At 60.2% G+C, this 24,230-nt stretch carries 22 protein-coding genes and 1 pseudogene; 13 read left to right on the forward strand and 10 right to left on the reverse strand.

Annotation, left to right across the window (positions count from 1 at the left end):
* Nucleotides 1-334 precede the first annotated feature (334 nt).
* From RA19_RS27550 to RA19_RS24240, 3 genes are all read right to left on the reverse strand, one after another.
* Nucleotides 335-691, reverse strand: a complete 357-nt coding sequence (locus RA19_RS27550; protein ID WP_241479143.1) for a hypothetical protein — start codon at nt 689-691, stop codon at nt 335-337.
* A gap of 520 nt (nt 692-1,211) precedes the next feature.
* Nucleotides 1,212-1,562, reverse strand: coding sequence for an IS66 family insertion sequence element accessory protein TnpB (tnpB, locus tag RA19_RS24235; RefSeq protein ID WP_039168046.1), 351 nt, complete (start codon nt 1,560-1,562; stop codon nt 1,212-1,214).
* A complete protein-coding gene (locus RA19_RS24240) occupies nt 1,559-1,963 on the reverse strand; it encodes a transposase (protein ID WP_039168047.1) in 405 nt (134 codons plus the stop codon). The genes tnpB and RA19_RS24240 overlap by 4 nt, the downstream gene beginning before the upstream one ends.
* A gap of 486 nt (nt 1,964-2,449) precedes the next feature.
* Between RA19_RS24240 and RA19_RS24245 the strand changes: the two are divergent.
* From RA19_RS24245 to RA19_RS24260, 4 genes and pseudogenes are all read left to right on the forward strand, one after another.
* A pseudogene (locus RA19_RS24245) lies at nt 2,450-3,562 on the forward strand (NAD(P)/FAD-dependent oxidoreductase).
* A gap of 485 nt (nt 3,563-4,047) precedes the next feature.
* Nucleotides 4,048-5,091, forward strand: a complete 1,044-nt coding sequence (locus tag RA19_RS24250; protein WP_082020671.1) for a transporter substrate-binding domain-containing protein — start codon at nt 4,048-4,050, stop codon at nt 5,089-5,091.
* Nucleotides 5,092-5,172: 81 nt separating this feature from the next.
* The gene (locus tag RA19_RS24255) at nt 5,173-6,309 is read left to right on the forward strand and encodes an ABC transporter permease subunit (RefSeq protein ID WP_193748329.1); all 1,137 of its coding nucleotides are present in this window, start codon (nt 5,173-5,175) and stop codon (nt 6,307-6,309) included.
* A gap of 1 nt (nt 6,310) precedes the next feature.
* Nucleotides 6,311-7,423, forward strand: a complete 1,113-nt coding sequence (locus RA19_RS24260) for an amino acid ABC transporter permease (protein ID WP_082020673.1) — start codon at nt 6,311-6,313, stop codon at nt 7,421-7,423.
* A 90-nt stretch (nt 7,424-7,513) separates the two neighbouring features.
* Here RA19_RS24260 and RA19_RS24265 read toward each other — a convergent pair whose 3' ends face one another.
* From RA19_RS24265 to metC, 3 genes are read right to left on the reverse strand one after another with little or no spacing between them, the layout of a single operon-like run.
* The gene (locus RA19_RS24265; RefSeq protein ID WP_039168050.1) at nt 7,514-8,377 is read right to left on the reverse strand and encodes an MBL fold metallo-hydrolase; all 864 of its coding nucleotides are present in this window, start codon (nt 8,375-8,377) and stop codon (nt 7,514-7,516) included.
* A gap of 60 nt (nt 8,378-8,437) precedes the next feature.
* Nucleotides 8,438-9,073, reverse strand: a complete 636-nt coding sequence (locus tag RA19_RS24270; protein ID WP_052262040.1) for a VOC family protein — start codon at nt 9,071-9,073, stop codon at nt 8,438-8,440.
* Nucleotides 9,074-9,083: 10 nt separating this feature from the next.
* The gene (gene metC, locus RA19_RS24275) at nt 9,084-10,250 is read right to left on the reverse strand and encodes a cystathionine beta-lyase (RefSeq protein ID WP_193748330.1); all 1,167 of its coding nucleotides are present in this window, start codon (nt 10,248-10,250) and stop codon (nt 9,084-9,086) included.
* A gap of 92 nt (nt 10,251-10,342) precedes the next feature.
* On the opposite strand from metC, the gene RA19_RS24280 reads away from it, so the two are divergent.
* Together RA19_RS24280 and RA19_RS24285 are read left to right on the forward strand one after the other, a co-directional pair.
* On the forward strand, nt 10,343-12,685 hold the full coding sequence (locus RA19_RS24280) for a molybdopterin-dependent oxidoreductase (protein WP_241479144.1): 2,343 nt from the start codon (nt 10,343-10,345) through the stop codon (nt 12,683-12,685).
* Between the two features lie 38 nt (nt 12,686-12,723).
* Nucleotides 12,724-13,509: an IclR family transcriptional regulator gene (locus RA19_RS24285; RefSeq protein ID WP_052262043.1), complete on the forward strand. Its 786-nt coding sequence runs from the start codon at nt 12,724-12,726 to the stop codon at nt 13,507-13,509.
* Between the two features lie 22 nt (nt 13,510-13,531).
* On the opposite strand, the gene RA19_RS24290 is transcribed toward RA19_RS24285, so the two are convergent.
* A complete protein-coding gene (locus RA19_RS24290) occupies nt 13,532-13,933 on the reverse strand; it encodes a rhodanese-like domain-containing protein (RefSeq protein ID WP_039168052.1) in 402 nt (133 codons plus the stop codon).
* Between the two features lie 139 nt (nt 13,934-14,072).
* Here RA19_RS24290 and RA19_RS24295 point away from each other — a divergent pair, with 139 nt between their 5' ends.
* The 6 genes from RA19_RS24295 to RA19_RS24320 are packed head-to-tail and all read left to right on the forward strand — an operon-like array spanning nt 14,073 to nt 22,524.
* Complete coding sequence (locus RA19_RS24295) at nt 14,073-15,344, forward strand: NAD(P)/FAD-dependent oxidoreductase (protein ID WP_241479145.1); 1,272 nt, start codon at nt 14,073-14,075, stop codon at nt 15,342-15,344.
* 14 nt (nt 15,345-15,358) lie between these two features.
* Nucleotides 15,359-17,446 carry a hydantoinase/oxoprolinase family protein gene (locus RA19_RS24300; RefSeq protein ID WP_039168062.1) on the forward strand — a complete coding sequence of 696 codons (2,088 nt, stop codon included), beginning with the start codon at nt 15,359-15,361 and terminating at the stop codon, nt 17,444-17,446.
* Nucleotides 17,443-19,089 (forward strand): hydantoinase B/oxoprolinase family protein, encoded by a 1,647-nt coding sequence (locus tag RA19_RS24305; protein ID WP_039168065.1) that lies wholly within the window; start codon nt 17,443-17,445, stop codon nt 19,087-19,089. Before RA19_RS24300 ends, RA19_RS24305 begins: the two co-directional genes overlap by 4 nt.
* A 12-nt stretch (nt 19,090-19,101) precedes the next feature.
* A complete protein-coding gene (locus RA19_RS24310; protein ID WP_039168066.1) occupies nt 19,102-19,851 on the forward strand; it encodes an SDR family NAD(P)-dependent oxidoreductase in 750 nt (249 codons plus the stop codon).
* A 10-nt stretch (nt 19,852-19,861) separates the two neighbouring features.
* The gene (locus tag RA19_RS24315) at nt 19,862-21,775 is read left to right on the forward strand and encodes a propionyl-CoA synthetase (RefSeq protein WP_152615867.1); all 1,914 of its coding nucleotides are present in this window, start codon (nt 19,862-19,864) and stop codon (nt 21,773-21,775) included.
* Nucleotides 21,772-22,524 carry an amino acid ABC transporter ATP-binding protein gene (locus RA19_RS24320; RefSeq protein WP_052262044.1) on the forward strand — a complete coding sequence of 251 codons (753 nt, stop codon included), beginning with the start codon at nt 21,772-21,774 and terminating at the stop codon, nt 22,522-22,524. The genes RA19_RS24315 and RA19_RS24320 overlap by 4 nt, the downstream gene beginning before the upstream one ends.
* Before the next feature lie 147 nt (nt 22,525-22,671).
* Here RA19_RS24320 and RA19_RS27555 read toward each other — a convergent pair whose 3' ends face one another.
* From RA19_RS27555 to RA19_RS27810, 3 genes are read right to left on the reverse strand one after another with little or no spacing between them, the layout of a single operon-like run.
* On the reverse strand, nt 22,672-22,854 hold the full coding sequence (locus tag RA19_RS27555) for a hypothetical protein (protein ID WP_039168070.1): 183 nt from the start codon (nt 22,852-22,854) through the stop codon (nt 22,672-22,674).
* Nucleotides 22,855-23,145, reverse strand: a complete 291-nt coding sequence (locus tag RA19_RS27560; RefSeq protein ID WP_039168072.1) for a hypothetical protein — start codon at nt 23,143-23,145, stop codon at nt 22,855-22,857.
* Nucleotides 23,142-23,660, reverse strand: coding sequence for a hypothetical protein (locus tag RA19_RS27810; RefSeq protein ID WP_039168078.1), 519 nt, complete (start codon nt 23,658-23,660; stop codon nt 23,142-23,144). Before RA19_RS27810 ends, RA19_RS27560 begins: the two co-directional genes overlap by 4 nt.
* A gap of 52 nt (nt 23,661-23,712) precedes the next feature.
* On the opposite strand from RA19_RS27810, the gene RA19_RS27095 reads away from it, so the two are divergent.
* Nucleotides 23,713-23,856, forward strand: a complete 144-nt coding sequence (locus RA19_RS27095; RefSeq protein ID WP_193748331.1) for a hypothetical protein — start codon at nt 23,713-23,715, stop codon at nt 23,854-23,856.
* The last annotated feature ends 374 nt before the right edge of the window (nt 23,857-24,230 follow it).

Below are 24,230 nucleotides of genomic sequence, written 5' to 3' on the forward strand. Positions count from 1 at the left end.
CAAATCCTGCTCCCGCAACCATCGTTTCCGACCAAGCCTCCGCAAACAGCGGGGGCTTTTTCGATTCCGGCCGACCCAAAGCCATCAGGCCAGCCAATTCCCCAACAAGTTCAAGCTGATGCCCGCCCGGGGCATCAGCCTCCGGAACCATCCGCACCTCCGAAATCAACGCGCGAAGCGACGCGGTCGCCTCCCGCCGCACCTCTGGCGCATTCAGGGACCCAGCCAGATCTTCGATCAGCTCCCGGTACCGCGCCGACAGGCTCGGGTGAAGCCGCAGGGCAAGGGGTTCCGGGTTGTCCGCGATGACCGCCTCCAGGCGGGCCTTCTCCCTCTACAGCTCAGACATCTTGTCCTTCATCGAGGCGGTGTACATGCCGTCCTCGATGGCTGTCAGGATGTTGGCGATCCGGCTCTCCGCCTTCTTGAGGGAGCGTTCGGCCTTCTGCCGGTCCTGGCAGGCCCCCACGGCGGCGTCGTTGAAGGCCTTGCGGTATTCCTCCGCGAACTGCGCCAGCAGGTCCGGTGCCAGAAGCCGCTGCTTCAGCCCGGAAAGCACCCGCTCTTCCACTTCTGCCCGGCCAATGGTGGCGCGGTTGGTGCAGACCGCAGCGCCCTTGTTGCGGGCACCAGCGCAGCCATACCGGGCGGCCCATCCAGCAGAAAGGGCGGCATACGCAGGCCCGGCCATCCTTCGCGCACGGACCGGCGCATCGCATGCCACACGGCTTCCGTCGCCGGAGCCATCCAGGGCATCTCCCCATGCAGTTCGGCTGCCAGTTCATCAGCCCGGTGTTCAGTAGCGATCGCTGCCAGCCTGACGCCATCCCGCAGCACCGCAAGTCGCTCCCGGTGCTCCCGGGTGAGATGTCCCATGCCAGAAGCTGCCTTCCGGCGCTCGATAAGAAGGTCTGCACGGTGTTTGATCCGCACTCTTTCCTGTTCGCTGGGGCTGGTGGAGTGGCGGCGCCCTGCGGCTCTTTCACTGCTGTCTTCGTCCTCCGCACCAGCGCTGATATCTGGCAGCTTCCGGCTTCGCAGGTCGCGCAGGTGCTGTACGAACCGTTTCTCCAGGGAGTAGGTGGTGTCCTCCGGGCTGAAAAACCGGGCTTCGATGAAGGGGATGCGGGGCATCGGAGTAAGACCTCTGGCAAGGTTGGACTGCCGGCCGGGAACGCTCCAGCCGCTCAACAAGGAGCTGTTGTTTGGGTTTACAGGAAGACGGGCTTGCGGCTGTTTGATGCTGCCACCTGGGTCCAATCGATCCCTTCGAAAAGGGTGTCGAACTGAACTTTGCTCAAGATGATAGGCCCGGCTTGGGGTTTCGGCCAGGTGAAGCGTTTGCCGGTCAGCCGTTTCATGATCAGCACAAGGCCGGAGCCATCCCAGACCAGAATCTTCAGCCGGTCGGCGCGCCGGGAGCGGAATACGTAAATCGCCCCTGAATAGGGATCAAGCTCGAAATTGTTAGCCACACAGGCCGCAAGCCCGTCCATACCCTTGCGGAAATCGACCGGCTCCGAGGCGAGGTAAATCCGAAAGTTGCTGGCAGGAGAAATCATTGTGCCGCCCTCACGGCGCGCAAAACTTCCGCCAAATGATCGGTAGGATAGCCAGGAGGTATCTCGATTGCTGCCGTTCCGATACTGATCCGGCAGGAGGTGCTGCTTGCAGCCACGGGTCCATTCTCGTGAGGGGCCTCGATTGGCCGCTGGGCCGCCGGAGCTATTACCTCGACAAAAGTCGGGCTCTTCCCGGAAGTACCAGCCTTCTTAACCCAGAGAGCGACCAGAGATTTATTGGCCCCGATCTCCTCGGCAGTCTCGCGGATTCCGGCACCAGCCAGGATCTTTTGAACAGCCTTAGCGCGGAGCGCATCAGGCCACTTGCGCCGCCCGGATGAGGAAACTGGGACCGTGAACCCCCACACCTTCACCTCTTCCGGCATCATTCCGTCCAGCATCACCACCTCCTTTCTTCAGGTGGCGCCAGTTTCTCAAACCCCTTATTTTATTGAAACATGGGGTCTTTGCACCGTTTTCGTTCCGCATGCAGCTCAAGGGCGAGGTCAATGGAGTAGTCGGTGTTCCGGATGACCAAAGCGAGTTGCATTAGATCGCGAATGTCGTTGTCGTTTAGGAAACCCAGATGCGAAGGATCGCTGCCCGAAAACGCTAGTGAACCGTAACGTGATATCTTTAAAGCAAGGACATCAGCCCTTGATGACAGGCTACCCGGCAATTCTGAGGACGCAAAAAATAGTGCTGCTTCAGATTTAGTAGTTCCCCAAACAAGACGGTGAGCAGCCTTTCTTGCTCCGAACGCTCGCGCCGCCACTGAAAGTAGAAGGTGCTTGCCAGGTGAGCGCAGCTCCGAGAAGTATCGCCGGTCTGGCTTAGCCCTGAAGCAAGCGGCTTGGCGGAAACGTTTGCAAAGGAAGGATAGAAACATGGTGGATATCTCAGCGCACAACGGCGCCGATATTGTCGTGATCGGGGCAGGCCAGGCAGGATTTGCCTTTTGTGCAAAACTGCGCGCCCGGGAAAATAGCTCCATCACCCTGGTCGGAGAGGAGGACCGGCCCCCCTATCAGAGACGACCTTTGTCCAATGCGTATCTTCTGGGAAAGATGGATCGTGAACGCCTCTTCTTCCGGCCCGAGAGCCTTTACAATGATGAGAACATCGCGTTCAGACGTCTTGCCGGGTTGAAAAGATCAATCCTTCAGTCAAATCGGTGTATTTGGAGGATGGATCATCATTGCCATACTCCAAGCTACTGCTAGCGACAGGAGCAAGCCCCATCCGGTTGCCTGATGAAATCGGTAGCGCCCTGAATGGCGTATTCTGCATGCGCGATCTGGCCGATGCAGTGGCAGTCGGCCTTGGGATGCAGGTTGTGCTTGTCGAGGCCGCCGATCGCATCCTGCAACGCGTCGCCTCAGCCGAAACCTCCGACTATTTTCGCCTGTTGCATCAAGACCATGGCGTCGAGATTCGGGAAGGTGTCATGCTGGACCAGCTAAAAGAAATCGACGGCACGGTTTCCGGAGCGGTGTTGTCTGACGGATCCAGCATAGACGTGGACATTGTCATCGCCGGGATCGGCATCCGCCCTAACCAGGAACTTGCCGTGGACGCATTCTGCAGGACTTCTGAACCCGACATATTCGCGGCGGGTGATTGCGCTTCGTTTCCACATGGCAGCAGCAGAATTCGGCTGGAGAGCGTTGGCAATGCCATTGATCAGGCTGAAACTGCAGCGGCCAGTATTGCGGGTAATCCATTGCCCTATCTGGCGATAGCCCTGGTTCTGGTCTGACCAATACGAAATCAAATTGCAGATCGTTGGGCTTTCGACAGGGGACGACACCATCGTTGACCGCAAAGCGAACGGCGCTGGTCTGTCGTTCTGGTGTTTTAAGCAGAAAGCTTTGCCGGCTGTCGACGCCATCAACGATCCTCGTGCCTGCATGGTGGCCAAACGGTTGATCGAAGCTGGAAAGTCACCGAATCCCGCCCGAGTTGCAGACATCGGATCTGACCTGAAAAGTTTGCTGTAAGGAATTACAAGAAACGCCATAGCGGGTTTCCACACCGAAGATTCCGAATGTCAGCATCGGGCCGTCCTGGACGGTAAGAATGCTCACGGCCAGGTGAAAGCTGTGATGCATTCAATGACGGTTCAGAGTTCAATCTATGTATCGAATAGGGGCGGGACTAATAGCTCCGCCTGAACTCCCAGCTCCGCCAACTACGCCGCTCGGAAACCAGATTTCTTGCAGGCTTGTCCGCGGGTGGAGAACGGCCGATGTCCGCGAGTGTCGGCGTTTGCATACTGCTGCCTTGCTTCCGGTTTCGGGGCTCACATGCGGCAAGGCATTCATTCGCGCGGCGTGCAAAAGCTCATTTTCTAGCAAAAACACACAATGGTCTCAAGCGCGGCGGCTTTGGCTTGAAGAAAACTCTTGACACAGGATTGGGATTGTAACCATGCTAATAAATAGAACAAATGTGCTGAATAATGAAACAATATGGGAGGGCCACAATGTTTGGCAAAGCAATGAAGGCGATTTTTGCTTCGGGTGTGATGACAGTTGCCGGAGCGGCTGGAACAACGGCGCTGGCGGAAAGCGCAACAGTCAAAACGATTAAGGAGCGCGGCACGCTCATGTGTTCGGGCCACAACGGCAGCTACTTCGGCTTCGTTGAAGTGAACGACAAAAACGAGTGGAAGGGGCTGGACATTGACCTGTGCCGGGCACTGACCACGGCAATTCTGGGCGACCCTTCCAAGGCGCAAATCGTCCCGCTCAGCTGGGCGCAGCGCTTTCCTTCGCTGCAGTCCGGCGATGTCGACATCGTGATCAAGGCCACCGGCTGGACGATGGGGCGCGATACGGAGCTGGGCCTGCAATTCTCGCTGCCCTATTTCTTTGGCGGCACCCAGCTGATGGCGCATGGCGACCTTGGCATCAGCGATGCCACCGGCCTGGCTGGCGGTACTGTTTGTGTGGAAGCAGGCACCACCATCGAACGGATCGTGGCTGATTATCTCAAGACCATCAGTGTTGAACACACAATGGTGTCCTACGAAAAGGCCGCTGAGCTGCGCTCGGCGTATCTGGCAAACCGTTGCGACGCATTTGCCGGCTGGGGTCCGAACCTGGCGGTCCTGCGTGCGACCGAAATCGAAAACCCGGATGCGCATACCATTCTGAATGATCAGCTGTCGAGCGAGCCGATTGCGGCGGCCATGCGCCAGGGCGATGAGAGCTTTGTGGATACCGTGAACTGGATGCTGGCGGCGCTGCTGCTTGCCGAGGAACATGGCGTGACGCAGGCCAATGTCGAAGAGATGGCTGCGAACCCGCCCAATCCGACCGTTGCACGCCTTTTGGGCAACACCCCGGGTATTGGCGAGCGTCTGAGCCTGCGCGACACATGGGCACGCGAAATGATCGGTGCTGTTGGCAACTTTGCCGAGATTTACGACCGCAACCTTGGCGCCAACTCGCCGTACAAGCTGGATCGCGGGCTGAACAATCTGTGGAGCCACGGCGGCGTGCTGTATTCGCCGATCCTCGACTGATCTGCAACGTAACCGGAGGTCAGGCAAATGCCTATGTCATGCGGCCTGATCTCCCCCTCGGACGTGCCGAAGGGGGCAAACATGGATATGACACAGCAGCGGCAGCGCAACCGCCAGAAACGGATTGTTGTGCAAGCCGTTCTCCTGGTCCTTGCTATAATGGTTATTTTTGGGGCGGTCAGCAGTGCCCGCGCGAACCTGGAAGAGCTTGGGCTGTCTAGCGGTTTTGGTTTTCTGGAGCGATCCACCGGGTGGAGCTATTCCTTCTCGCTGATTGAGCGCTCCATTGACGACACCTATGCCCGCACCCTGACAATCGGGATCATGAACACGGTGTTCCTGGGGCTGATCTCGATCATCCTCTCCACTGTTCTGGGATTTGCCATCGGGACGGCGCGGGATGCGCGCGGGCTTGGCGTGAACGCCGCGGCAACGGTTTTTGTTCAGGTGTTCCGCAACATACCTCTCATCCTGCAACTGGTGTTCTGGTATGCGGTACTGATCCACCTGCCAGGGCCGCGGCAGGCAATCACGATGTTCGATGTGGCGTTCCTGTCGAACCGCGGCCTGATGATCCCTGCCTTGAACCTGTCGCTGATGGCGGGGGCCTTGGTGCTTGCCGTAGCCGTGGCAATGCCGTTCCTGATGCGGTGGCTCACCGCCTGGAGCGCGAGCCAGAGGCTGAAGGCGTGGTTCGTCACCGTGCCGGTGCTTTTGCTGCTGGCCACCGTTGCCACCCGGCCGGAGGGTGCGCCGCTGGTGACTGCTCCGCAGCTTCAGGGGTTGCGTTTTGTGGGCGGCACCATCGTGTCAATCGAGCTGGTGGCGATGATCCTCGGGATTGTTCTGTATGGATCGGCCTATATTGCCGAGGTTGTCCGGGGCGGGCTGCAAGAGGTTCCCAAGGGGCTGGTGGAGGCGGGCAAAGCTGTTGGCCTGAACAGCAAGGACATCTGGTTCCGGATCAAGCTGCCGATGGCCTTGCGCACCATTATCCCGCCGCTTGGCAACCAGTGGATCTTTATCATGAAGGCCACAACCATTGGTGTCGCGATCGGGTTCAGCGACCTTTTCATGCTGATTTCAACCTCGATCACGCAATCCGGGCAGACGCTGGAGCTGATTGGCATCCTGATGGCGGTCTTTCTGGGTATCAACTATTCCATCGCGCAGCTGGTTAACTGGCTGAATGCGCGGCTGCAACTGAAGGCGCATTGATATGGCTGTGAGCGAGTTTGCAAACGGCACCGGTTCAGGTGCTGCGCTGACCAGAAAGACCTGGATCAGCCGGGTTGGCATCACTTTGCGCAAGCGGGTGTTTGCCTCGCCGGACATGGCGGGCCTCAACATTGCGCTGCTGCTGGTTCTGTTGTGGATTGTCTGGAAGATGATCGACTGGGCCTTTGTAGGCGCAGTCTGGGGCGCGGATCAGGCTGCGGAGTGCAAGAACGCAACGGGTGCGTGCTGGTCGGTGATCGCGGCCCGCCACAGGCTGATCCTGTTTGGGCTGTACCCTTATGAGGAACACTGGCGTTCCACTTTGGCCTGCGGTGCGATCATTGCGACGGTGGCTTTGTCCTGCCTGCCGGCGATGTGGTCGGGCAAACGGCTGGCGGCCCTTTGGGTGAGCGGGTTTGCAGCCTATTTCCTGCTGATGGAAGGCAGCCTGCTTGGCCTGACACAGGTCACGACGGACCAATGGGGCGGCTTGTCGCTCACATTGTTCCTGTTCGCGTCCGTGGTCCTGCTGGGGATGCCGATGGGGCTGGGGCTGGCATTGGCTCGGCGTTCGGATTTGCCTGTTGTGCGGGGCGCGGCGTCGCTGCTGGTTGACTTCATCCGGTCTCTGCCGCTGCTGACCACGCTGTTTACCGCTGCTGTGGTGGTGCCGATCCTGCTGCCAAGCTGGCTGCAGGGGGATAAGATCTGGCGCGTCATTATCGCCTTTGCACTGTTCTTCGCCTGCTATCAGGCTGAAGTCTTCCGGGGCGGTTTCCAAGCCATTCCGAAGGGGCAGTTCGAAGCCGGCAAGGCATTAGGCCTCTCGCGCCTTCAGGTGCTTGGCCGGATTGTGCTGCCGCAGGTGTTCCGGCACTCGTTGCCGGGGACCATCAACATGGTGGTTGTGACCTTCAAGGAAACCGCGATTGTCATCATCATTGGGTTCTTCGACATCCTGGCTTCTGCAAATGCTGCGTTCGGCACCGGTGAGTGGGCGCCTTACTATATGGAAGTTTATGCCTTTGTCGGGCTGATCTACTGGAGCTTCATTTTCTCCCTTGGCCAGTACGGTGAATACCTGAAGCGCCGGATGGCAGTCGCAAAGCACTGATAATACCAACGGGGCTCCAATCTTCTTTCCCGTAAACTAAGGCCGCCGGAGAACTCTCCGGCGGCCATTTTTCTTGCTGCTATCCGGGGGTCAGAGCGCGTTGACCGGCACTTTAAGCACCGGATTGCCGTCGGGGTCTGCCGGGACTTCGCCGGCACGCATGTTGACCTGAAGCGATGGCAGGATCAGCCGCGGCATTGCCAGCTGTGCATCGCGGGCTTCGCGCATGGCAATGAAGTCGTCGCGGGACTTGCCGGAACCCACGTGGATATTCTGCGCTTTTTCCTCGGCCACGGTGGTTTCCCATTCAATGCTGCGGCCATTGCCGCCGTAGTCATGGCACATGAACAGGCGGGTGCTGTCCGGCAGCGCCAGAACCCGCTGAATGGAGTCGAAAAGCTGGCCCGCGTCGCCGCCGGGAAAGTCAGCGCGGGCCGAACCGGCATCGGGCATGAAGAGGGTGTCGCCGACAAACGCGGCGTCTCCGGCGACATGGGTCATGCAGGCGGGCGTGTGCCCGGGCGTGTGCAGCGCGGTGCAGGTCATGGTGCCGATTCTGTAGGTGTCCCCGTCCTGCAGCAGCACGTCGAACTGCGAACCATCGCGGGCAAATTCGGTGCCTTCATTGAAGACTTTGCCGAACGTCTCCTGCACGGTCAGGATGCCTTGGCCAATGGCAATCCTGCCGCCGAGTTCGCCTTGGATATACGGAGCTGCTGACAGGTGATCAGCGTGGACATGGGTTTCGATCAGCCACTCCAGCGCATAGCCGCTGTCCTTGATAAAGGCGATGATCTTGTCAGCGCTTTCGAAACTCAGCCGGCCTGCGGCATAGTCGATATCCATCACGCAATCTATGACCGCGCAGGACAAGCTGGCGGGGTCGCGTACCACATAGGAGATTGTATTGCTGCCCGCGTCAAAAAACGGGGTGACTTCGGGTCGGGTTGTCATTGGGGTCCTCCAACAGGAAAGCGGCGCCGCGGATGTTGCCGGGGCGCCGCTTGGCAGGGTTTAGTCGATGCGGGCCGGGCCGTTCGGGCCTTTCAGTTCAAAGGCCAGGGCGGCGGGCCCTTCTTCAACCTGTGCGAGGTGATCCACCTGCAGGGCTTTGAGCATTGCAGTCAGCCTTTCGGGTTCAGGATGGCTGAGCACGACGGAGGTAAGGCTGACACCCAGATCCTGCTGGCCGGTTGAGGGATGCGGGCCGGGGGACCATTCGATGAACGCAGGCAGCAGTCCGCCTTCGGGCAGATGGCCGTCCAAGGGAACCGTCAGCCGCCAGGAGCGTTCCTCGCGGGTGAACAGAACCACCTCGCCCAGTTCAACCGGGCTGTTGGCAATCACGGTGTCCAGGTCGTCGGTGCCGACAACCCAGCACAAAGCGCGCGGGCGCTCGGCAATGCGGGACCGGGTGACGTCCTCGTCCAGGGAAAACCAGCGGGCGCGTCCCGGTTCGGGCGCCTCAGGGTCAATGGAGAGAATTTCCAGGAAGCTTTCGTTGCCCGACTGCATGACACAGTTGTGCGTGCTCATGGCGTCATGCTTGCCGCCCCTGGGCACCGTCACGCCGAGAATGGCCGCTAGCGCCTGCTGCCCCTGCTCAAGGGTATCGGCGCCGATGGCGAAGTGGTCGATCTTATTGTGCATTGCGGTGTCCTCAGTCCAGAAGCGGCAGTGCCCGGGCCAGGTCGGCCTTAAGGCTGTCGGTGTTTTCAAATCCGATATTGAAGCGGATGACCCGGCCCTCATCAGTCCAGGGGTTTGCCGTGCGAAGCGGTGCAACCGGCAGCACCAGGCTTTCGAAGCCGCCCCAGCTTACCCCGATGCCAAACAGGTCAAGCGCATCCACAAAAGCATGCAGTTTTTCGTCCGGGCAGGGTTTGGTCACGACGCTGAACAGGCCGGCGGCCCCGGAAAATTCGCGTTTCCAATTCCTGTGCCCGGGGCAATCGGGAAAGGCCGGGTGCAGGATTTGGCTGATCTGCGGCTGGTCCTGCAGAAAGCGGGCGATCTCCAGCCCGGCGGCTTCTGCGGCTTTCATGCGCATTTCCAACGTGCGGAGCCCGCGCAGGGACAGGAACACATCCTGCGCACCTGCCTTGTCGCCAAAGGCCAGCGCCGATTTGCGCATCTGGCCATAGGTGGCCGCGTTGCAGACGATGAAGCCGATCATGCTGTCGGCATGGCCGCCGATGTACTTGGAGCCGGAATGCACCACCACGTCCGCGCCCAGTTTGAGCGGCTGGCAAAAGACAGGTGTCGCCCAGGTGCCGTCGATGATGGAAACGGCACCGTTGTCCTTGGCCGTTGCGGCGATGGCAGATATGTCGGGAACTTCGAACGTGCCTGAGCCGGGGGCCTCGAACATGACCGCTGACGTGTTGGGCCGGAAATGCGGCGCGGCATCCTGCATCGGATCGAAATAGGAAATTTCCACGCCGTAGCGGGCCAGGACCGTGTCGCAGAAGCTGCGCGTCGGTGCATAGACATTGTCGGCCACCAGGATGTGGTCCCCGGCCTTGGCCGCGCCCATGAGCGCAAGTGTCACGGCCGTCAGCCCTGCGGAAACCGTGATGCAGCCTGCAGCTCCTTCGAGCGCGGCGACTGCGCGTTCCAGCTCGAAACTGGCTGGGTTGCCGTAGCGGCCATAGTACAGGGTTTCCGGCTGATAGCGTGCTTCGCGCGCGGCCTCAAACTCGGCCAGCGTGTCAAACAGCATGGTCGAGCCTTGCGTGATGGGAAGATTCACCGGGCGCCCGGCGGTTTTGGGCCCCCGGCCCAGATGTACAAGGGAATCTGATAGATCCGGCGTTGTTTTGGTCATGAGGTCCATCCCGAAAAAGACGAAAAGAGGATGACGCCCGGAAGTATACGTGTCAATATATAAAAAATATGTGCTGAATAATGGAACAAATGATGCCTGATAGCCGCGCTTCTAAAATGGCTTTGGTGTGCAACCACTGGGGGCCTGGGCTAGCTCAGATCCAAGATGGCAAACTGACGGGTGTTTCGCCGCATCCGCAGGATCCGGCCCCCTCGGAGATCAACGGCAATATTGCGTCAAGCTTGAACGGCCGGGCCCGGGTGCTTCGCCCTGCGGTACGCAAGGGCTGGCTGGAAAATGGCCCCAGCGCAACAGCGGGCGAGCGCGGGCAGGATGTCTTTGTTGAGGTGGACTGGCCTACTGCGCTGGACCTTCTGGCGGCGGAAACAGACCGTGTGCGGCGAGAGCATGGAAATGCGGCTATTTTCGGGGGCTCTTACGGATGGGGCAGTGCCGGGCGGTTCCATCATCCTCAGAGCCAGCTCAAGCGGTTCCTGAATACGTTGGGCGGGTTTGTCCGGTCGGAGGGGAACTACAGCTATAACGCGGCGCTGGTTCTGCTGCCGCACATCGTTGGAAACTTCCGGGATCACGTCAAAGAAGCCACGCGGTTCGATGTCATAGCTGAGCACGGTGATCTGCTGGTGATGTTCGGGGGGATTCCGCTGCGCAACACGCAAATTTCAGACGGCGGCTTGGGCAAGCACAGGATTGCCGCCTCGTTAAAGCAGTGTGCCAAGAACGGCGTGCGGATGGTCAATATCAGCCCGTTGCGCAGTGATGCGGATGAGGTGTTGGGCGCGGAATGGGTGGCGCCGCGGCCTGGCACTGATGTTGCGCTGATGATGGGGCTGGCCCGGACGCTGATTGAAGAAGGCCTGCATGATCTTACCTTTCTTGAACAATACACCGTGGGATTTGAACGGGTAGAGGCCTATCTGGGCGGCGAAACGGATGGGGTCGCCAAAGACGCTGAGTGGGCGGAGACACAATGCGGCGTCCCGGCGGGCTGGATTCGCGGCCTGGCCCGTGAAATGGCGGCAAAGCGCACGATGATCAGCTGTGCGGCCGGGCTGCAGCGTGCGGACTGGGGCGAGCAGCCGCTGTGGATGACCGTGACGCTGGCCGCGATGCTGGGACAGATCGGGCTTCCCGGCGGCGGCTATACAATCGGATACGGCGTGAACGGGTCGGTGGGCGTGATGGACCGGCTGCTGCGGCCCGGTGCCTTGCCGCAGGGAGAAAACCCGGTAACGGATTTCATTCCGGTTGCGATGTCCGCGGATATGCTTCTTAACCCCGGAGCTCCTTATGACTACAACGGGCAGTCCCGGACCTTCCCGGATACCCGCATGGTCTGGTGGGCGGGGGGAAATCCGTTTCACCATCATCAGGATCTGAACCGCCTTCATGAGGCGTTCCAGCGGCCGGAAACGGTTGTGGTGAACGAAATGAATTGGACCGCGACTGCACGCCATGCAGACATCGTGCTGCCGGTGGCAGCACCTGAAGAACGGCGCGATTTCATCGCGGGAAAGCAGGACAACTGCCTGATCCCAAGCCCCGCGCTGGTGCCGCCGGCTGGCGAGGCGCGCACGGAGTATGACATCTTTTGTGCGCTGGCTGAGCGGATGGGAGTTCTGGAAGCGTTCAGTGAGGGGCGCAGCGAAGAGGACTGGCTGCAGTCCATGTGGAGCCGGACCGTTCAATCTGCCGCAGGGGAGGGGATCGGCTTGCCGGATTGGGCGGCCTTCATGGCGGGCGATATGATCGAAATGCCTGATGCCTCACCGCAACAGGTCTTCCTTGCGGAATTCCGGGCTGACCCGGTTGCGTCGTCTTTGCCGACGCCAAGCGGCAGGATCGAGCTGTTCTCTGCGGTTATTGATGGTTTCGGTTATGACGATTGTCCCGGCCACCCGGTGTGGGCGCAGCCGAGGGGGATGTCGGATGGCAGCAGCAGGAAGTGGCCGCTTGCCATGCTTTCGGGGCAGCCCGCTACCCGGCTGCATTCGCAGCTGGACAACGGCGCGTACAGCCTGTCGCGGAAGATCCAGGGCAGGGAGCCTGTACTAATCCATCCCGAAGATGCCCGTGCCCGCGGTATCGCGGATGGTGACATCGTCGAAATGTTCAATGGCAGGGGGGCTTGCCTGGCTGGTGCCAGGGTAACCCGGGACATATCACAGGGAATGGTGTTCTTGTGGACGGGCGCCTGGCACGACCCGGATTATGCTGATCCGCGCCGCCGCGACCGGCATGGGAACCCGAATGTGCTGACTCACGACCTGCGTACATCGCGCCTGGCTCAGGGGCCGGCCTCGCATTCGGCCTTTGTCGAGGTGCGGAAATATGTTGGAGATCCGGAGGCCGTCACGGTACATGAGCCGCCCGGGTTTTGCGAATTGGATGAGTGTACTTCGCGCAAAAAATGAGGGACAGTTGCGGGGAGTGATTTCCAGGGGAGACGCAGGTGAACGAGCAGGCAGAAGCAGCGGCGCCGAAAAAGGAGCCGCGTTTGGACAGCACCTTGTCGAAGGGGCTTATGGTCCTTGAAGCGCTGACAGCTGCAAAGGGGGCAAAAGGCGTTTCGGAATTGTCCCGCGAGCTGGAGCTGACAAAGTCCAACGTATTTCGCCTTCTGCAGACACTTGCCGCTCTGGGCTACGTTCAGGCAACTGAAGACAAGCTTTACCGTGCGACGCTGAAGACTTGGCAGGTGGGCCGGGCCGTGGTCGAGAATTTCAATCTTCGCGATGTTGCCGGGTCAGCAATGCAGATGCTCTCTACCAAGACAGGAGAGGCGATTTACCTTGCCGTGCAGGACGGGTTGAATGTGGTCTACATCGACAAAATTGACAGCACACAGCCGATCCGATCCTGGAACCCTGTGGCGGGCACCGCACCCATTCATTGTGTTGGCACGGGCAAGGCGATCCTGGCGGCATCCTATGGGCGTATGCGAGAGCGCATGATTGGCAACCTGACCAAGTTCACGGACAGGACAATTACTTCGATCAAGTTCCTGGACGAGGAGATGGCGGCAACGCAGGGCAGGGGCTATGCGATCGACACCGGTGAATTCCGGGATCGTATCCGCAGCTTTGGGGCGGCTATTTCGCTGCCGGATGGTGAGGTTGTCGGGGCGCTGGGTGTGTCGGTTCCCGAAATCAATCTGGAGCCGGGCGACCAGGAGCGAATCTGCGATCTGGTTAAGATGGCGGCTGAAAGCGTGACGCACAGGCTGCAGCAGATCTGAGCCCGCGCGCGCGGTGTCCGGGTCAGGGCCGGCTTGACGGTATTTCCAATGGTCCGCCCTGTTTTTCCCACGTCGAGAAACCTTCCTTGAGGTGGGCGGCGTCAAAACCCATGTCCTGCAGCAGCGCCACCGTCAGCGCTGAGCGCCACCCGCTGGCGCAGTGGAAAACAAACTTTTTGTCCTCGTTGAAGATCTCTTTGAAATAAGGGCTTTGCGGGTCGACCCAGAATTCCACCATGCCTCTGGGGCAGTGGAAGCTGCCGGGAATATAGCCGAGTTTCTGCCGCTCGCGCACATCCCGGATATCCACGATTACCACGTTCGGGTCATCTGCCATCGCAATGAGATCGGCAGTTTCGATCTCTTCGATGCGCGCCCGTGCGGCCGCTACCATTTCTTTGACCGAAGTTTTCAGTTCAGGCATGAGTGTCCCTCCTTTTGTACTGCAATATAGAACAGACTTTTTGAATATTGACACACAAAGAGATCTCCATCAAGCTGCAAGGCATCCGGAGACCACGCCTGGCGTCAGGGCTGGATAGAAATTTGCAAGGAGGCTACCTGTGCCTGAGAATGAGGCCATTTCACTTTGGGACATGTCTGCGGCCGAGCCGGTGCATGACGGCGGACTGGACGGCGATCTGACCTGCGACGTGGCAATTGTCGGCGGAGGTTTCACGGGGCTTTCCACCGCGCTGCATGGCGCGGAGGCAGGTATGAATTGCCAGGTTCTGGAGGCGCAGCATGTGGGTTACGGCGGGTCGGGCCGCAATGTCGGCCTGGTGAATGCAGGCCTTTGGCTGCCGCCGCAGGATGTGCATGACCGGCTTGGCAAGGCCAAGGGAAGCGAGCTTATCGATCGTCTCGGCAAGATGCCGGAGTATGTTTTCGATTTGATCGAGAAACATCAAATCCAATGCGAGGCCACCCGTACTGGCACCATTCACGCAGCGCATTCAGCTAAGGGATTCGATGATCTTGCCCGCCGAGCCCAGGAATGGCAGCGGCTGGGCGCACCGGTTGATCTTCTTGGCGCGGAAGAGGTGGCAAGGAAGACTGGCACCAGCAAGTTTTTCGGGGGCCTTCTGGATCACCGGGCCGGGACGATCAACCCGATGGGATACGCCCGTGGCCTCGCCCGCGCGGCAACTTCCGCAGGTGCAAAAATCTCCACTGGAGTGCGGGTGACAAAACTGAGCCGCCAGGGTGGCCTGTGGAAGGTAAAAACCGGCAGGGGGACCGTAACGGCCAAATACGTGGTTCTTGGCACCAACGCTTATTCGGACGATTTGTGGCCAGGGCTGCGCCAGACTTACACGATGATTCACTTCTTCCAGCTCTCGACCGAGCCGCTGGGGGACCGCGCAAACCACATTCTGCCTGAGCGGCAGGGACTGTGGGACACCAATCCAATCATGTTTTCGCTGCGCCGGGACGCCTTTGGACGGCTGATAATCGGCTCGATGGGGGCTGTGCATGGCGGCAAGCATGGTCTGTCGCGGCGTTGGGCGGAGAAGAACCTGGCACGCCTGTTCCCGGAGCTGGGCAAGGTGGAGTTCGACAATGCCTGGCACGGGCAAATCGCCATGACGCCCGATCATCTGTTCCACATCCACCGGCTGGCCGACGGCCTGTACACGCCGGTCGGCTACAACGGGCGGGGCATTACCACCGGGACGATGTTCGGAAAGGCCCTGGCGGGACTGATAACCGGTGCGGGCGAAGATACGCTTCCGGTGCCTGTAACGCCGCTTGAACCAGTCAGCAACCGGACGCTGAAGACCAGGTTCTACCACACGGCCTTTGCGGCAAACCAGCTGATCAAGAGTTTCTGAGACGAGGACCAGATATGTCCAATCCGAATATCCGTGTTGGTGTTGATATCGGCGGCACGTTCACCGACGTTGCGCTGCAGCATCCGGGCGGCTTGAGCACCGGTAAAGTGCTCACCAATTACAGCCAGCCTGAACAAGCCATTCTTGATGGTATTGAAAGGGCCGCAGGGGCGGCTGCTATCGAACTTGGAGAGATCGGCCAGGTTATCCACGGCACTACCCTGGTGACAAATGCGCTGATCGAACGGCGGGGCGCCAAACTGGCGTTCATTACCACGGAAGGTTTCCGGGATGTGGTTGAAATGCGGTCGGAAAACCGCTTTGAGCAATACGATCTGAACCTGACTCTGCCGGCCCCGCTGGTGGCGCGTAAGGACCGCTTCACCGTAAACGAGCGGGTTGCTGCGGATGGTTCAGTTCTGCTTGCGCTTCAGCAGGCTGAGGTGGATGCCATGGTGCAAACCGTCTTGGATGGCGGTTATGAGGCCGTGGCCATCGGCTTTATGCACGCTTATGCGAACCCGGCCCACGAGCAAATGATGGCCGAGGCGCTGCGTAAGGCGGCGCCTGATCTGTCGGTTTCGATCTCTTCGGTGATCTCGCCGCAGATGCGCGAATTCGAGCGGTTCAACACGGTGATCGCCAATGCCTATGTGCAGCCGCAGGTGGCGGACTACCTTGGGCGGCTAGTGGCGCGCCTTCGGGACACCGGGATCCAGGCGCCGGTTTTCATGATGCACTCAGGCGGCGGCCTGATTTCGGTTGAGACTGCAAGCGCCGAACCCGTGCGCCTTCTTGAATCTGGTCCTGCCGGTGGTGCCATCTTTGCAGCTGATTTTGCCTTGGCGCATGGGCTGGACAAGGTGCTGTCGTTTGACATGGGCGGCACCACCGCCAAGATCTGCCTGATTGAGAACGGCACGCCGAAGACCGCAAATACCTTTGAGGTGGCGCGGACTTACCGGTTCAAGAAAGGCTCGGGCATGCCGGTTTCGACGCCGGTTGTTGAAATGGTCGAGATCGGCGCGGGCGGCGGCTCCATCGCCTCTGTCGATGCTATGGGCCGCATTCAGGTGGGTCCGAAGTCGGCAGCGTCCGAGCCGGGGCCGGCGTGTTACCAGCGGGGCGGCGAAGAACCCACCGTCACTGATGCCAACCTGGCACTGGGCCGGCTGGATCCGGATAACTTTGCCGGCGGTGCCATTCCGCTGTCTGCCGAAAATGCGCATCAGGCTCTGCATTCGCGGCTTGGCGCGAAACTGGCTATTGAATCCTCGGATGCTGCCTTTGGCGTAACCGAAATGGTCGATGAAAACATGGCCAATGCTGCACGGGTCCACACCGTGGAGAACGGCCGCGATATTGAGCATTTCACCATGGTCGCCTTTGGCGGCGGCGCGCCGCTTCATGCCTGCCGCCTGTGCGAAAAGCTTGGGATTGAAGCGTTGATTATCCCGCCCGGCGCCGGGGTGGGCTCGGCGATTGGCTTCCTCAAGGCACCCTTCAGCTATGAAGCGTCGCGCGGGCTGTTCCAGCGTCTCGATGAATTCGAAGCCAGCAGCGTGAATGCGGCCCTGAAGGAGCTGGAGGCCGAGGCCCGGGCTTTTGTGGCCGAAGGGGCAGCGGATGCGGAAATCAGCACCAAGCTGACCGCTTACATGCGCTACTCGGGGCAGGGCTGGGAAATTCCGGTTGTTCTGCCGTACCGCGAATTCCAGGCGGGGGATCGCGGCATGCTGCTGGAAGCCTTTGAGCAAGCCTACCGCACGCTGTTCGGACGGATCATCGACGACCTGGCCGTCGAAGTCACCAACTGGTCCCTGACGGTGGCCTCGGTCCTGCCGGACGTTGCCAAAGCGGGACGCCATCTGACCGGCTTGCCGCTGGCGCCGGGGAAAACCCGCGATTTCTTCGATGCCGCGCAGCGGCGGACCGTGACCGCGCAGGAAATTGAGCGGTCCGCAATGGCGCCGGGTGTCATCGTTGAAGGCCCCGCGGTTGTTGTTGAGAACGAAACCTCGACCATCGTGACCAGTGCCTATTCGGTGATCGGACAGGGCGACGGCAGCCTTCTGCTGCTGAGGAAAGGAGCGGTAAAATGAGCGTATCCCCGATCGACTACCAAATCATGTGGAACCGCTTGATCGCGGTGGTGGAAGAGCAGGCAACGACGCTGATCCGAACTGCGTTTTCGACCTCCGTGCGTGAAGCCGGCGACTTGTCCGCAGGGCTGTTTGACCGCCAAGGGCGGATGATGGCCCAGGCCGTGACCGGCACGCCGGGCCATGTGAATGCGATGGCTGAAAGCGTCACCCATTTCGCCCGGGAAATCGGTGTGCAAAACACCTTCGAAGGCGATGTTTTCATCACTAACGATCCTTGGATGGGAACCGGCCACCTGCACGACATCACGGTGGTCACGCCGGTGTTCCGCAAGGGAACGCACATCGGCTATTTTGCCTGCACCGCGCATGTCGTGGATATCGGTGGCCGCGGCTTCGGCCCGGATGCCGGAGAGGTTTTCGAGGAGGGATTGCTGATCCCGATCACCAAATTCGCGGACTGCGGCACGGTGAATAGCTTGTTGATCCAGTTGGTGCGAGCCAATGTACGCACGCCTGACCAGACGGTGGGGGACATGTATTCGCTGGCGGCCTGCAACGAGGCGGGCAACAGACGTTTGCAGGACATGATGGACGAATTTGCCATAGATGATTTGGACGGGCTGTCCGGTTTCATCATGGAGGGCAGCCGTAAGGCGACGCTGGAGGCAATTTCGAAGGTTCCGTCCGGGACGTATCACGCGTCGATGACCGTGGACGGTTATGACGCGCCGGTGCATATGGTAGTCACGCTCACCGTTGAAGGTGCGCAGCTCAAAGCCGATTTCACCGGCACCTCGGGCATGTCGAAGTTCGGCGTGAACTGTCCGGAAGTCTATACCCGGGCCTACGCCTGCTATGCGCTGAAGTGTGCCATCGCGCCGGAAGTGCCAAACAACACCGGATCGCTGCTGCCGTTCGAAATCTCCGCGCCGGAGGGCTGCATCCTAGCGGCCAAGCGCCCGGCGCCGGTCTCAACCCGGCACGTCATGGGGCATCTGGTGCCGGACGTGGTTCTTGGCGCCTTGCATCAGGCGATGCCGGACACGGTTCCTGCCGAAGGCGCCTCGGCACTGTGGAACATACAGATTTCCGCACGCCCCTCCGATCCCGGCAGCGGTTTGCCGAACCGCGAGGTTCTGATGTTCAATTCCGGCGGCACAGGTGCGCGTCCCGCGCTTGACGGCATGTCGGCGACCGCCTTCCCCTCGGGCGTGTCGACGATGTCAGTGGAAGCAACTGAACACGTCGGCCCGATCACTGTCTGGCGCAAAGACTTGCGGGAGGGCTCCGGTGGTGCCGGCAAGTTTCGTGGCGGCCTTGGCCAGACCATCGAGATTGAAGCCCGAGACGGCTACGACTTCTACTTCAACGCCATGTTTGACCGCATCGCCAATCCGGCGCGTGGGCGGGACGGCGGCGGCGCAGGCGGCCCTGGCGCGGTTGAGCTGTCGGATGGCTCCAAGCTGCGCGGCAAAGGCCGCCAGAAGATCGAAAACGGCAAACGCCTGAAACTCAGCCTGCCTGGCGGCGGCGGCTATGGCGACCCGCGGGACCGGGACCGGGATCAGGTCCGTGCCGATCTCGAAGCCGGATACATCACCGAAGATCAAGCCAAAGCCGATTACGGGCTGGAACTTTAAGGAAACGCGACGATGACACAGAAAATTGCTCTTGTAACGGGCGCTGCCCAGGGGATCGGCTACGCCTGTGCCGAGGCATTGGCTGAGGACGGCTACCGCGTGGTGCTTTCGGACATCCAGCAAGACGCGGTGATGGCTGCCGCGGAAACACTGGGTGACGGACACCTCGGCATGGTCTGCGACATGGGGGACACCGGCCAGATCACAGCAATGTTCGACCGGGTCGAACAGGAGCTGGGGCCGGTCACTGCATTGGTGAACAACGCGGGCATCGCTTTGCCCGGCAATTTCCTCGACTACTCTTTGGAGAACTTTCAAAAGGTGATGGACGTCAACGTCACCGGTGTCTTCGCGGCATCGCAACGGGCTGCCAGAACAATGGTGGAAAACAGCATTGAAGGCGCGATCGTCAACATGTCGTCGATCAACGCAGTTGTCGCCATCCCGGCAATTCCGGCCTATTGCGCGTCAAAGGGCGGCGTCATGCAGCTGACCAAGGCCATGTCGCTGGCGCTGGCCCCCCATAACATCCGCGTCAATGCCGTGGGGCCGGGTTCGATCGACACCGAGATGATGGCCGGCGTAAATGCCAATCCGGAAGCCATGAAGATGGCGATGTCGCGCACCCCGCTGCAGCGTATGGGCAGCGCGCGTGAAATTGGCGATGTCGTTGCCTTTCTGGCGTCTGAAAAGGCCAGCTATGTGACCGGTGAAACCATCTATGTCGATGGCGGCCGCTTGGGGCTGAACTATGTCTGCTGAGGCGCGCACGATGTCAGGATATGAAGACGCGTATGCACGCTGGCAAGCTGATCCGGACGCCTTCTGGGAAGAGGCAGCGCGGGGAATTGACTGGATCAAACCTGCGGAGAAAGTCTTTGATCCGGACATGGACGCCTTGGGGCGCTGGTTTGCGGGCGCGACCTGCAATACCTGCTGGAATGCAGTGGACCGCCATGTGGAGAACGGCCAGGGTGAGCAGACCGCGCTGATCTGGGACAGCCCTGTCACCGGCAGCGTCAAACGATTCAGTTTTGCGGAGCTGCTGGACGAGGTCAGCGCCCTTGCCGGTGTGATGCAGGCCAATGGCGTCGCCAAGGGCGACCGGGTTGTGATCTACATGCCGATGGTGCCCGAAGCGGTCTTTGCCATGCTGGCCTGTGCCCGGCTGGGGGCTGTGCATTCGGTTGTATTCGGCGGTTTCGCCGCCCATGAGCTGGCCGTGCGGATCGACGATGCCGCGCCGCGCATGATTATCACGGCGTCCTGCGGGATCGAAACCAAACGGATTGTCGAGTACAAACCGCTGCTTGACGAGGCGATCGCCACAGCAACTGTCAAACCGGAAGCCTGTCTCATTCTTCAGCGCGACGCCCATCGCTGCGAAATGATCTCCGGGCGCGACATTGATTACGCCGCGGCGGTGGCAGAGGCAAAGGCCTCCGGACGCCGGGCAGACTGCACCGAGGTCGCTGCAACCGATCCGCTGTATATTCTCTATACGTCCGGCACGACCGGCCAGCCCAAGGGCGTGGTGCGCGACAACGGCGGCCACATGGTGGCATTGCGATGGACGATGGAGCATCACTACGGCCTGCAGCCCGGCGACACATTCTGGGCGGCATCGGATGTGGGCTGGGTCGTGGGGCATTCCTACATCTGCTATGGGCCGCTTCTGCAGGGCTGTGCCACAGTTGTATATGAGGGCAAGCCGGTGGGAACGCCCGATGCCGGCGCGTTCTGGCGGGTAATCCAGGACCATAAGGTCAACGCGATGTTCACCGCGCCCACCGCCTTTCGCGCGATCAAGAAAGAGGACCCTGCAGGCGCGCTGCTTGCGGATTACGATTTGTCGGCGTTCCGTACCCTGTTCCTGGCCGGCGAGAGGTCGGACCCGGATACGATCAAATGGGCACAGGAAAAGCTGAACCGGGCTGTGATCGACCACTGGTGGCAAACCGAAACCGGCTGGGCGATTTCGGGCAACCCGGTGGGGCTGGGCGCCTTTCCGGTCCGCCTGGGCAGCCCGGGCAAGCCGATGCCCGGCTATGATGTGCAGGTGCTGGACGATGCCGGCCAGCCGGTGCCGCCGGGCACGCTGGGAAACATCGTGGTCAAACTGCCGCTGCCGCCAAGCTGCTTCCCGACGCTGTGGAATGCGCCGGACCGGTTCATGAGCGCCTATTTCACCGAGTTTCCGGGCTATTACGCGACCTCGGATGCCGGCATCATCGACGAGGACGGCTATGTCTTCATCATGGCGCGCACCGACGACATCATCAACGTTGCGGGCCACCGGCTGTCGACAGGCGCGATGGAAGAAGTCATTGCCTCGCATCCGGATATCGCGGAATGCGCGGTGATCGGGGTAGCCGATGCGATGAAGGGGCAAATGCCGCTGGGCCTGTATGTCACCAATGCGGGCGCCGGCCGTGATCCTGCTGAGCTGGAGAAGGAACTGGTGCAGCTGGTCAGGCAGGAGATCGGGCCGGTGGCCGCCTTCAAGACGGCGCTGCCCGTCGACCGCCTGCCCAAAACGCGGTCCGGCAAGGTGCTGCGCGGCACCATGCAGAAGATCGCGGATGGCGAGGCCTGGAAGATGCCCGCCGCAATTGACGACCCGGAAATTCTGAACGAAATCACCGCCGCATTGCGCGCGGGGGGCTACGCGACGGAGGCCGCATGAGAAACGAACCCAACATCCCCGCAGTCCGTTTGGCCGGCGTGAACAAGTTCTATGGCAACTATCATGCGCTTAGAGATATCAACCTCACGGTTGAACGAGGTGAAAAGATCGTGGTGTGCGGCCCCTCCGGGTCAGGCAAATCAACGATGATCCGGTGTATTAACCAGCTTGAGCAGCAGCAGGCCGGGACAATCGAAGTGATGGGGCAGGCCATCGATGCCGATGCGCCCAACATCGACGAGATGCGCCGCGAGGTGGGAATGGTGTTCCAGCACTTCAACTTGTTTCCTCATATGACGATCCTGGAGAACTGCACTCTAGCCCCGATGCTGGCACGGAAAACCTCTCAGGCGGATGCGGAGAAGGATGCAATGAAGTACCTGGAAAAGGTGCAAATCGCCAACCAGGCATTGAAATATCCAGGACAATTGTCGGGCGGCCAGCAGCAGCGCGTGGCGATTGCGCGCGCGCTATGCATGAAGCCAGAAATCCTGCTCTTTGATGAGCCCACGTCTGCCTTGGATCCGGAAATGATCGGGGAAGTGCTGGATGTCATGGAAACGCTGGCGGCAGAAGGCATGACAATGATTTGTGTAACGCACGAAATGGGATTTGCCCGCAAGGTTGCTGACCGGGTGATTTTCATGGACGCTGGAGAGATCATTGAAGAAAACGACCCCGAAAGCTTCTTTACCAACCCGGGCAGCGATCGAACACGCACTTTCCTGGATCAAGTGTTAAGTCATTAGATTTTGGAACTGTTCGAAAGGGTTCTAACGTGGCTTCGGATCGGCAAATTCACAAACTGCGGCGCACTGTGCTCCCCCAGTTGATGATTGAGGTAAGTCTGCCCTATGAGCAAGACCTTCCTGCTAAGCCGGAAGCACTTTGGACCGTCACCTACAGCAATCGAGGATCAGATTTTCCATAAACCGCCATCCCTCTTGGAACTGGTCCGTTAGAAAAAATTCATCCGGCTGAAGCGCCTGGGCAATATCGCCGGGATCGCAGATGACCGTGGAATAGCCTCGCGCCTGGAACAGGCCTCCCTCGGTGGTGTCGCTCAGAGTTGTCACCATCTAGGCGGCGGGCAAGCGTCTCAGCGGCACCGTTTGTTTCGGGGGCCAGTCCCGGCCTTTTAACGGCACCACATCGGTATGGCCCGATGGTACCACGCCGCCCTCAACCTTAGGTCCTATATAGGCAAAGATGGACTTCTTGGTGCCGTAGGGGGACGGCACGCGGGCAGGAACCACCCCATGCGACCGCAAGTAGCTCTCGGCGAAATCCACCAGCGCGAGGTTGCTTTCGCTGCTGGCAGTGGGAAACGGCGCAAGACGGTCGAGGATTTGGCGCAGACTAAGGTTCATCGCTTCAGCCTTTCGCACGGGTCAGCATGCCGTGCAGATCGCGGGGGATCATCCGGGTCGGCCAAAAGGTCCAGATCAGCATAGAACCCGGTGCCTTGAATGGCGCGATGGATGCAGCGAAGTGCGCTGAAATCCTCGATTGCAAAGCCTACGCTGTCAAACAGGGTGATCTGGCGGGTGTCCTTGCGGCCCTCCTGCTGTCCAGTGATCACCTGCCATAGCTCGTTGGTGGGGTACCCTTCCTCCAATTTCTGGATCTCGCCCCTAGGGGCAGTTTCTATCGCGCCTTTCAGGAACTCAGTCGTAAAGGCGGCGGTGTTCAGCGTGCAGGCAATAAGCACGCACCACCATGGGTCAATCAGGACGGGACCCCAGAGGAAGGAGTTGCGCATCCCCTCGAACTGACCGAAGCCGAAACAGCAGAGATAGGTCCGTACCAGCAACGGTGTGCCGCTGAAAGCGTGGGTATAGCCCCAGATCGCCTGCCTCCACCCCGGCTTGCGGTAGGCGCGCAATGTCCATGGGGATTGCCAGGAGGCCGCTAAGAAACAGAGCCAGGAAAGTCAGTTGCAGGGTGACCAGCACGCCTTCGAAGAATTTGCCGAGGTTGTCATAAACCAGCAGGAAATCCAGCGGCGAGAGATGATTGCTGATGTGGTGGAGATGCTCGAGGAAAGAGGCGGCAGGAAGCCAGTTACAAGGCCCGGCTGAAAGCAGCGGGAGCAGAGGTCATCACAGATGCCAGGGAAAGCGGATTGGTTCTGGTGGCTGATGGGGCGATCTGCTGGCGGGAGGCGTCTGTGGATCAGCAGGCAGGGTTGGTTTGGGGCGCGGCCGCTCCCAAGACCAAAGACGCGGAGGCTGAAGCGCTGAAGAGAAGCCGCCCAGCAATGCGAATGGTCACTCGTATTGCGCAACTGGTGGCCCGGACCGCAAAGCGTGCCCTCGCCAGGGCGCGGCAAAAGCTGAAATGTGACGCGGATTATTTTCGTGGCCTGCGTTAGAAATGGGAGCCGGAAGATGATGCGCGGCTGACGAGGACCTCGCCTAGTGGGGCAGGCTTCGGGCCGAAATAGAACGGATAG

It is taken from the genome of Leisingera sp. ANG-M1 (assembly GCF_000813745.1).
Lineage (GTDB): Bacteria > Pseudomonadota > Alphaproteobacteria > Rhodobacterales > Rhodobacteraceae > Leisingera.

Excerpts from the sequence above, each read along its gene's own strand:
- RA19_RS27550 (WP_241479143.1), bottom strand. The coding sequence starts at position 691 with ATGGCCGGGCCTGCGTATGCCGCCCTTTCTGCTGGATGGGCCGCCCGG.
- tnpB (WP_039168046.1), bottom strand. The coding sequence starts at position 1,562 with ATGATTTCTCCTGCCAGCAACTTTCGGATTTACCTCGCCTCGGAGCCG.
- RA19_RS24240 (WP_039168047.1), bottom strand. The coding sequence starts at position 1,963 with ATGCTGGACGGAATGATGCCGGAAGAGGTGAAGGTGTGGGGGTTCACG.
- RA19_RS24250 (WP_082020671.1), top strand. The coding sequence starts at position 4,048 with ATGTTTGGCAAAGCAATGAAGGCGATTTTTGCTTCGGGTGTGATGACA.
- RA19_RS24255 (WP_193748329.1), top strand. The coding sequence starts at position 5,173 with ATGGATATGACACAGCAGCGGCAGCGCAACCGCCAGAAACGGATTGTT.
- RA19_RS24260 (WP_082020673.1), top strand. The coding sequence starts at position 6,311 with ATGGCTGTGAGCGAGTTTGCAAACGGCACCGGTTCAGGTGCTGCGCTG.
- RA19_RS24265 (WP_039168050.1), bottom strand. The coding sequence starts at position 8,377 with ATGACAACCCGACCCGAAGTCACCCCGTTTTTTGACGCGGGCAGCAAT.
- RA19_RS24270 (WP_052262040.1), bottom strand. The coding sequence starts at position 9,073 with ATGCACAATAAGATCGACCACTTCGCCATCGGCGCCGATACCCTTGAG.
- metC (WP_193748330.1), bottom strand. The coding sequence starts at position 10,250 with ATGACCAAAACAACGCCGGATCTATCAGATTCCCTTGTACATCTGGGC.
- RA19_RS24280 (WP_241479144.1), top strand. The coding sequence starts at position 10,343 with ATGCCTGATAGCCGCGCTTCTAAAATGGCTTTGGTGTGCAACCACTGG.
- RA19_RS24290 (WP_039168052.1), bottom strand. The coding sequence starts at position 13,933 with ATGCCTGAACTGAAAACTTCGGTCAAAGAAATGGTAGCGGCCGCACGG.
- RA19_RS24300 (WP_039168062.1), top strand. The coding sequence starts at position 15,359 with ATGTCCAATCCGAATATCCGTGTTGGTGTTGATATCGGCGGCACGTTC.
- RA19_RS24305 (WP_039168065.1), top strand. The coding sequence starts at position 17,443 with ATGAGCGTATCCCCGATCGACTACCAAATCATGTGGAACCGCTTGATC.
- RA19_RS24310 (WP_039168066.1), top strand. The coding sequence starts at position 19,102 with ATGACACAGAAAATTGCTCTTGTAACGGGCGCTGCCCAGGGGATCGGC.
- RA19_RS24315 (WP_152615867.1), top strand. The coding sequence starts at position 19,862 with ATGTCAGGATATGAAGACGCGTATGCACGCTGGCAAGCTGATCCGGAC.
- RA19_RS24320 (WP_052262044.1), top strand. The coding sequence starts at position 21,772 with ATGAGAAACGAACCCAACATCCCCGCAGTCCGTTTGGCCGGCGTGAAC.
- RA19_RS27555 (WP_039168070.1), bottom strand. The coding sequence starts at position 22,854 with ATGGTGACAACTCTGAGCGACACCACCGAGGGAGGCCTGTTCCAGGCG.
- RA19_RS27560 (WP_039168072.1), bottom strand. The coding sequence starts at position 23,145 with ATGAACCTTAGTCTGCGCCAAATCCTCGACCGTCTTGCGCCGTTTCCC.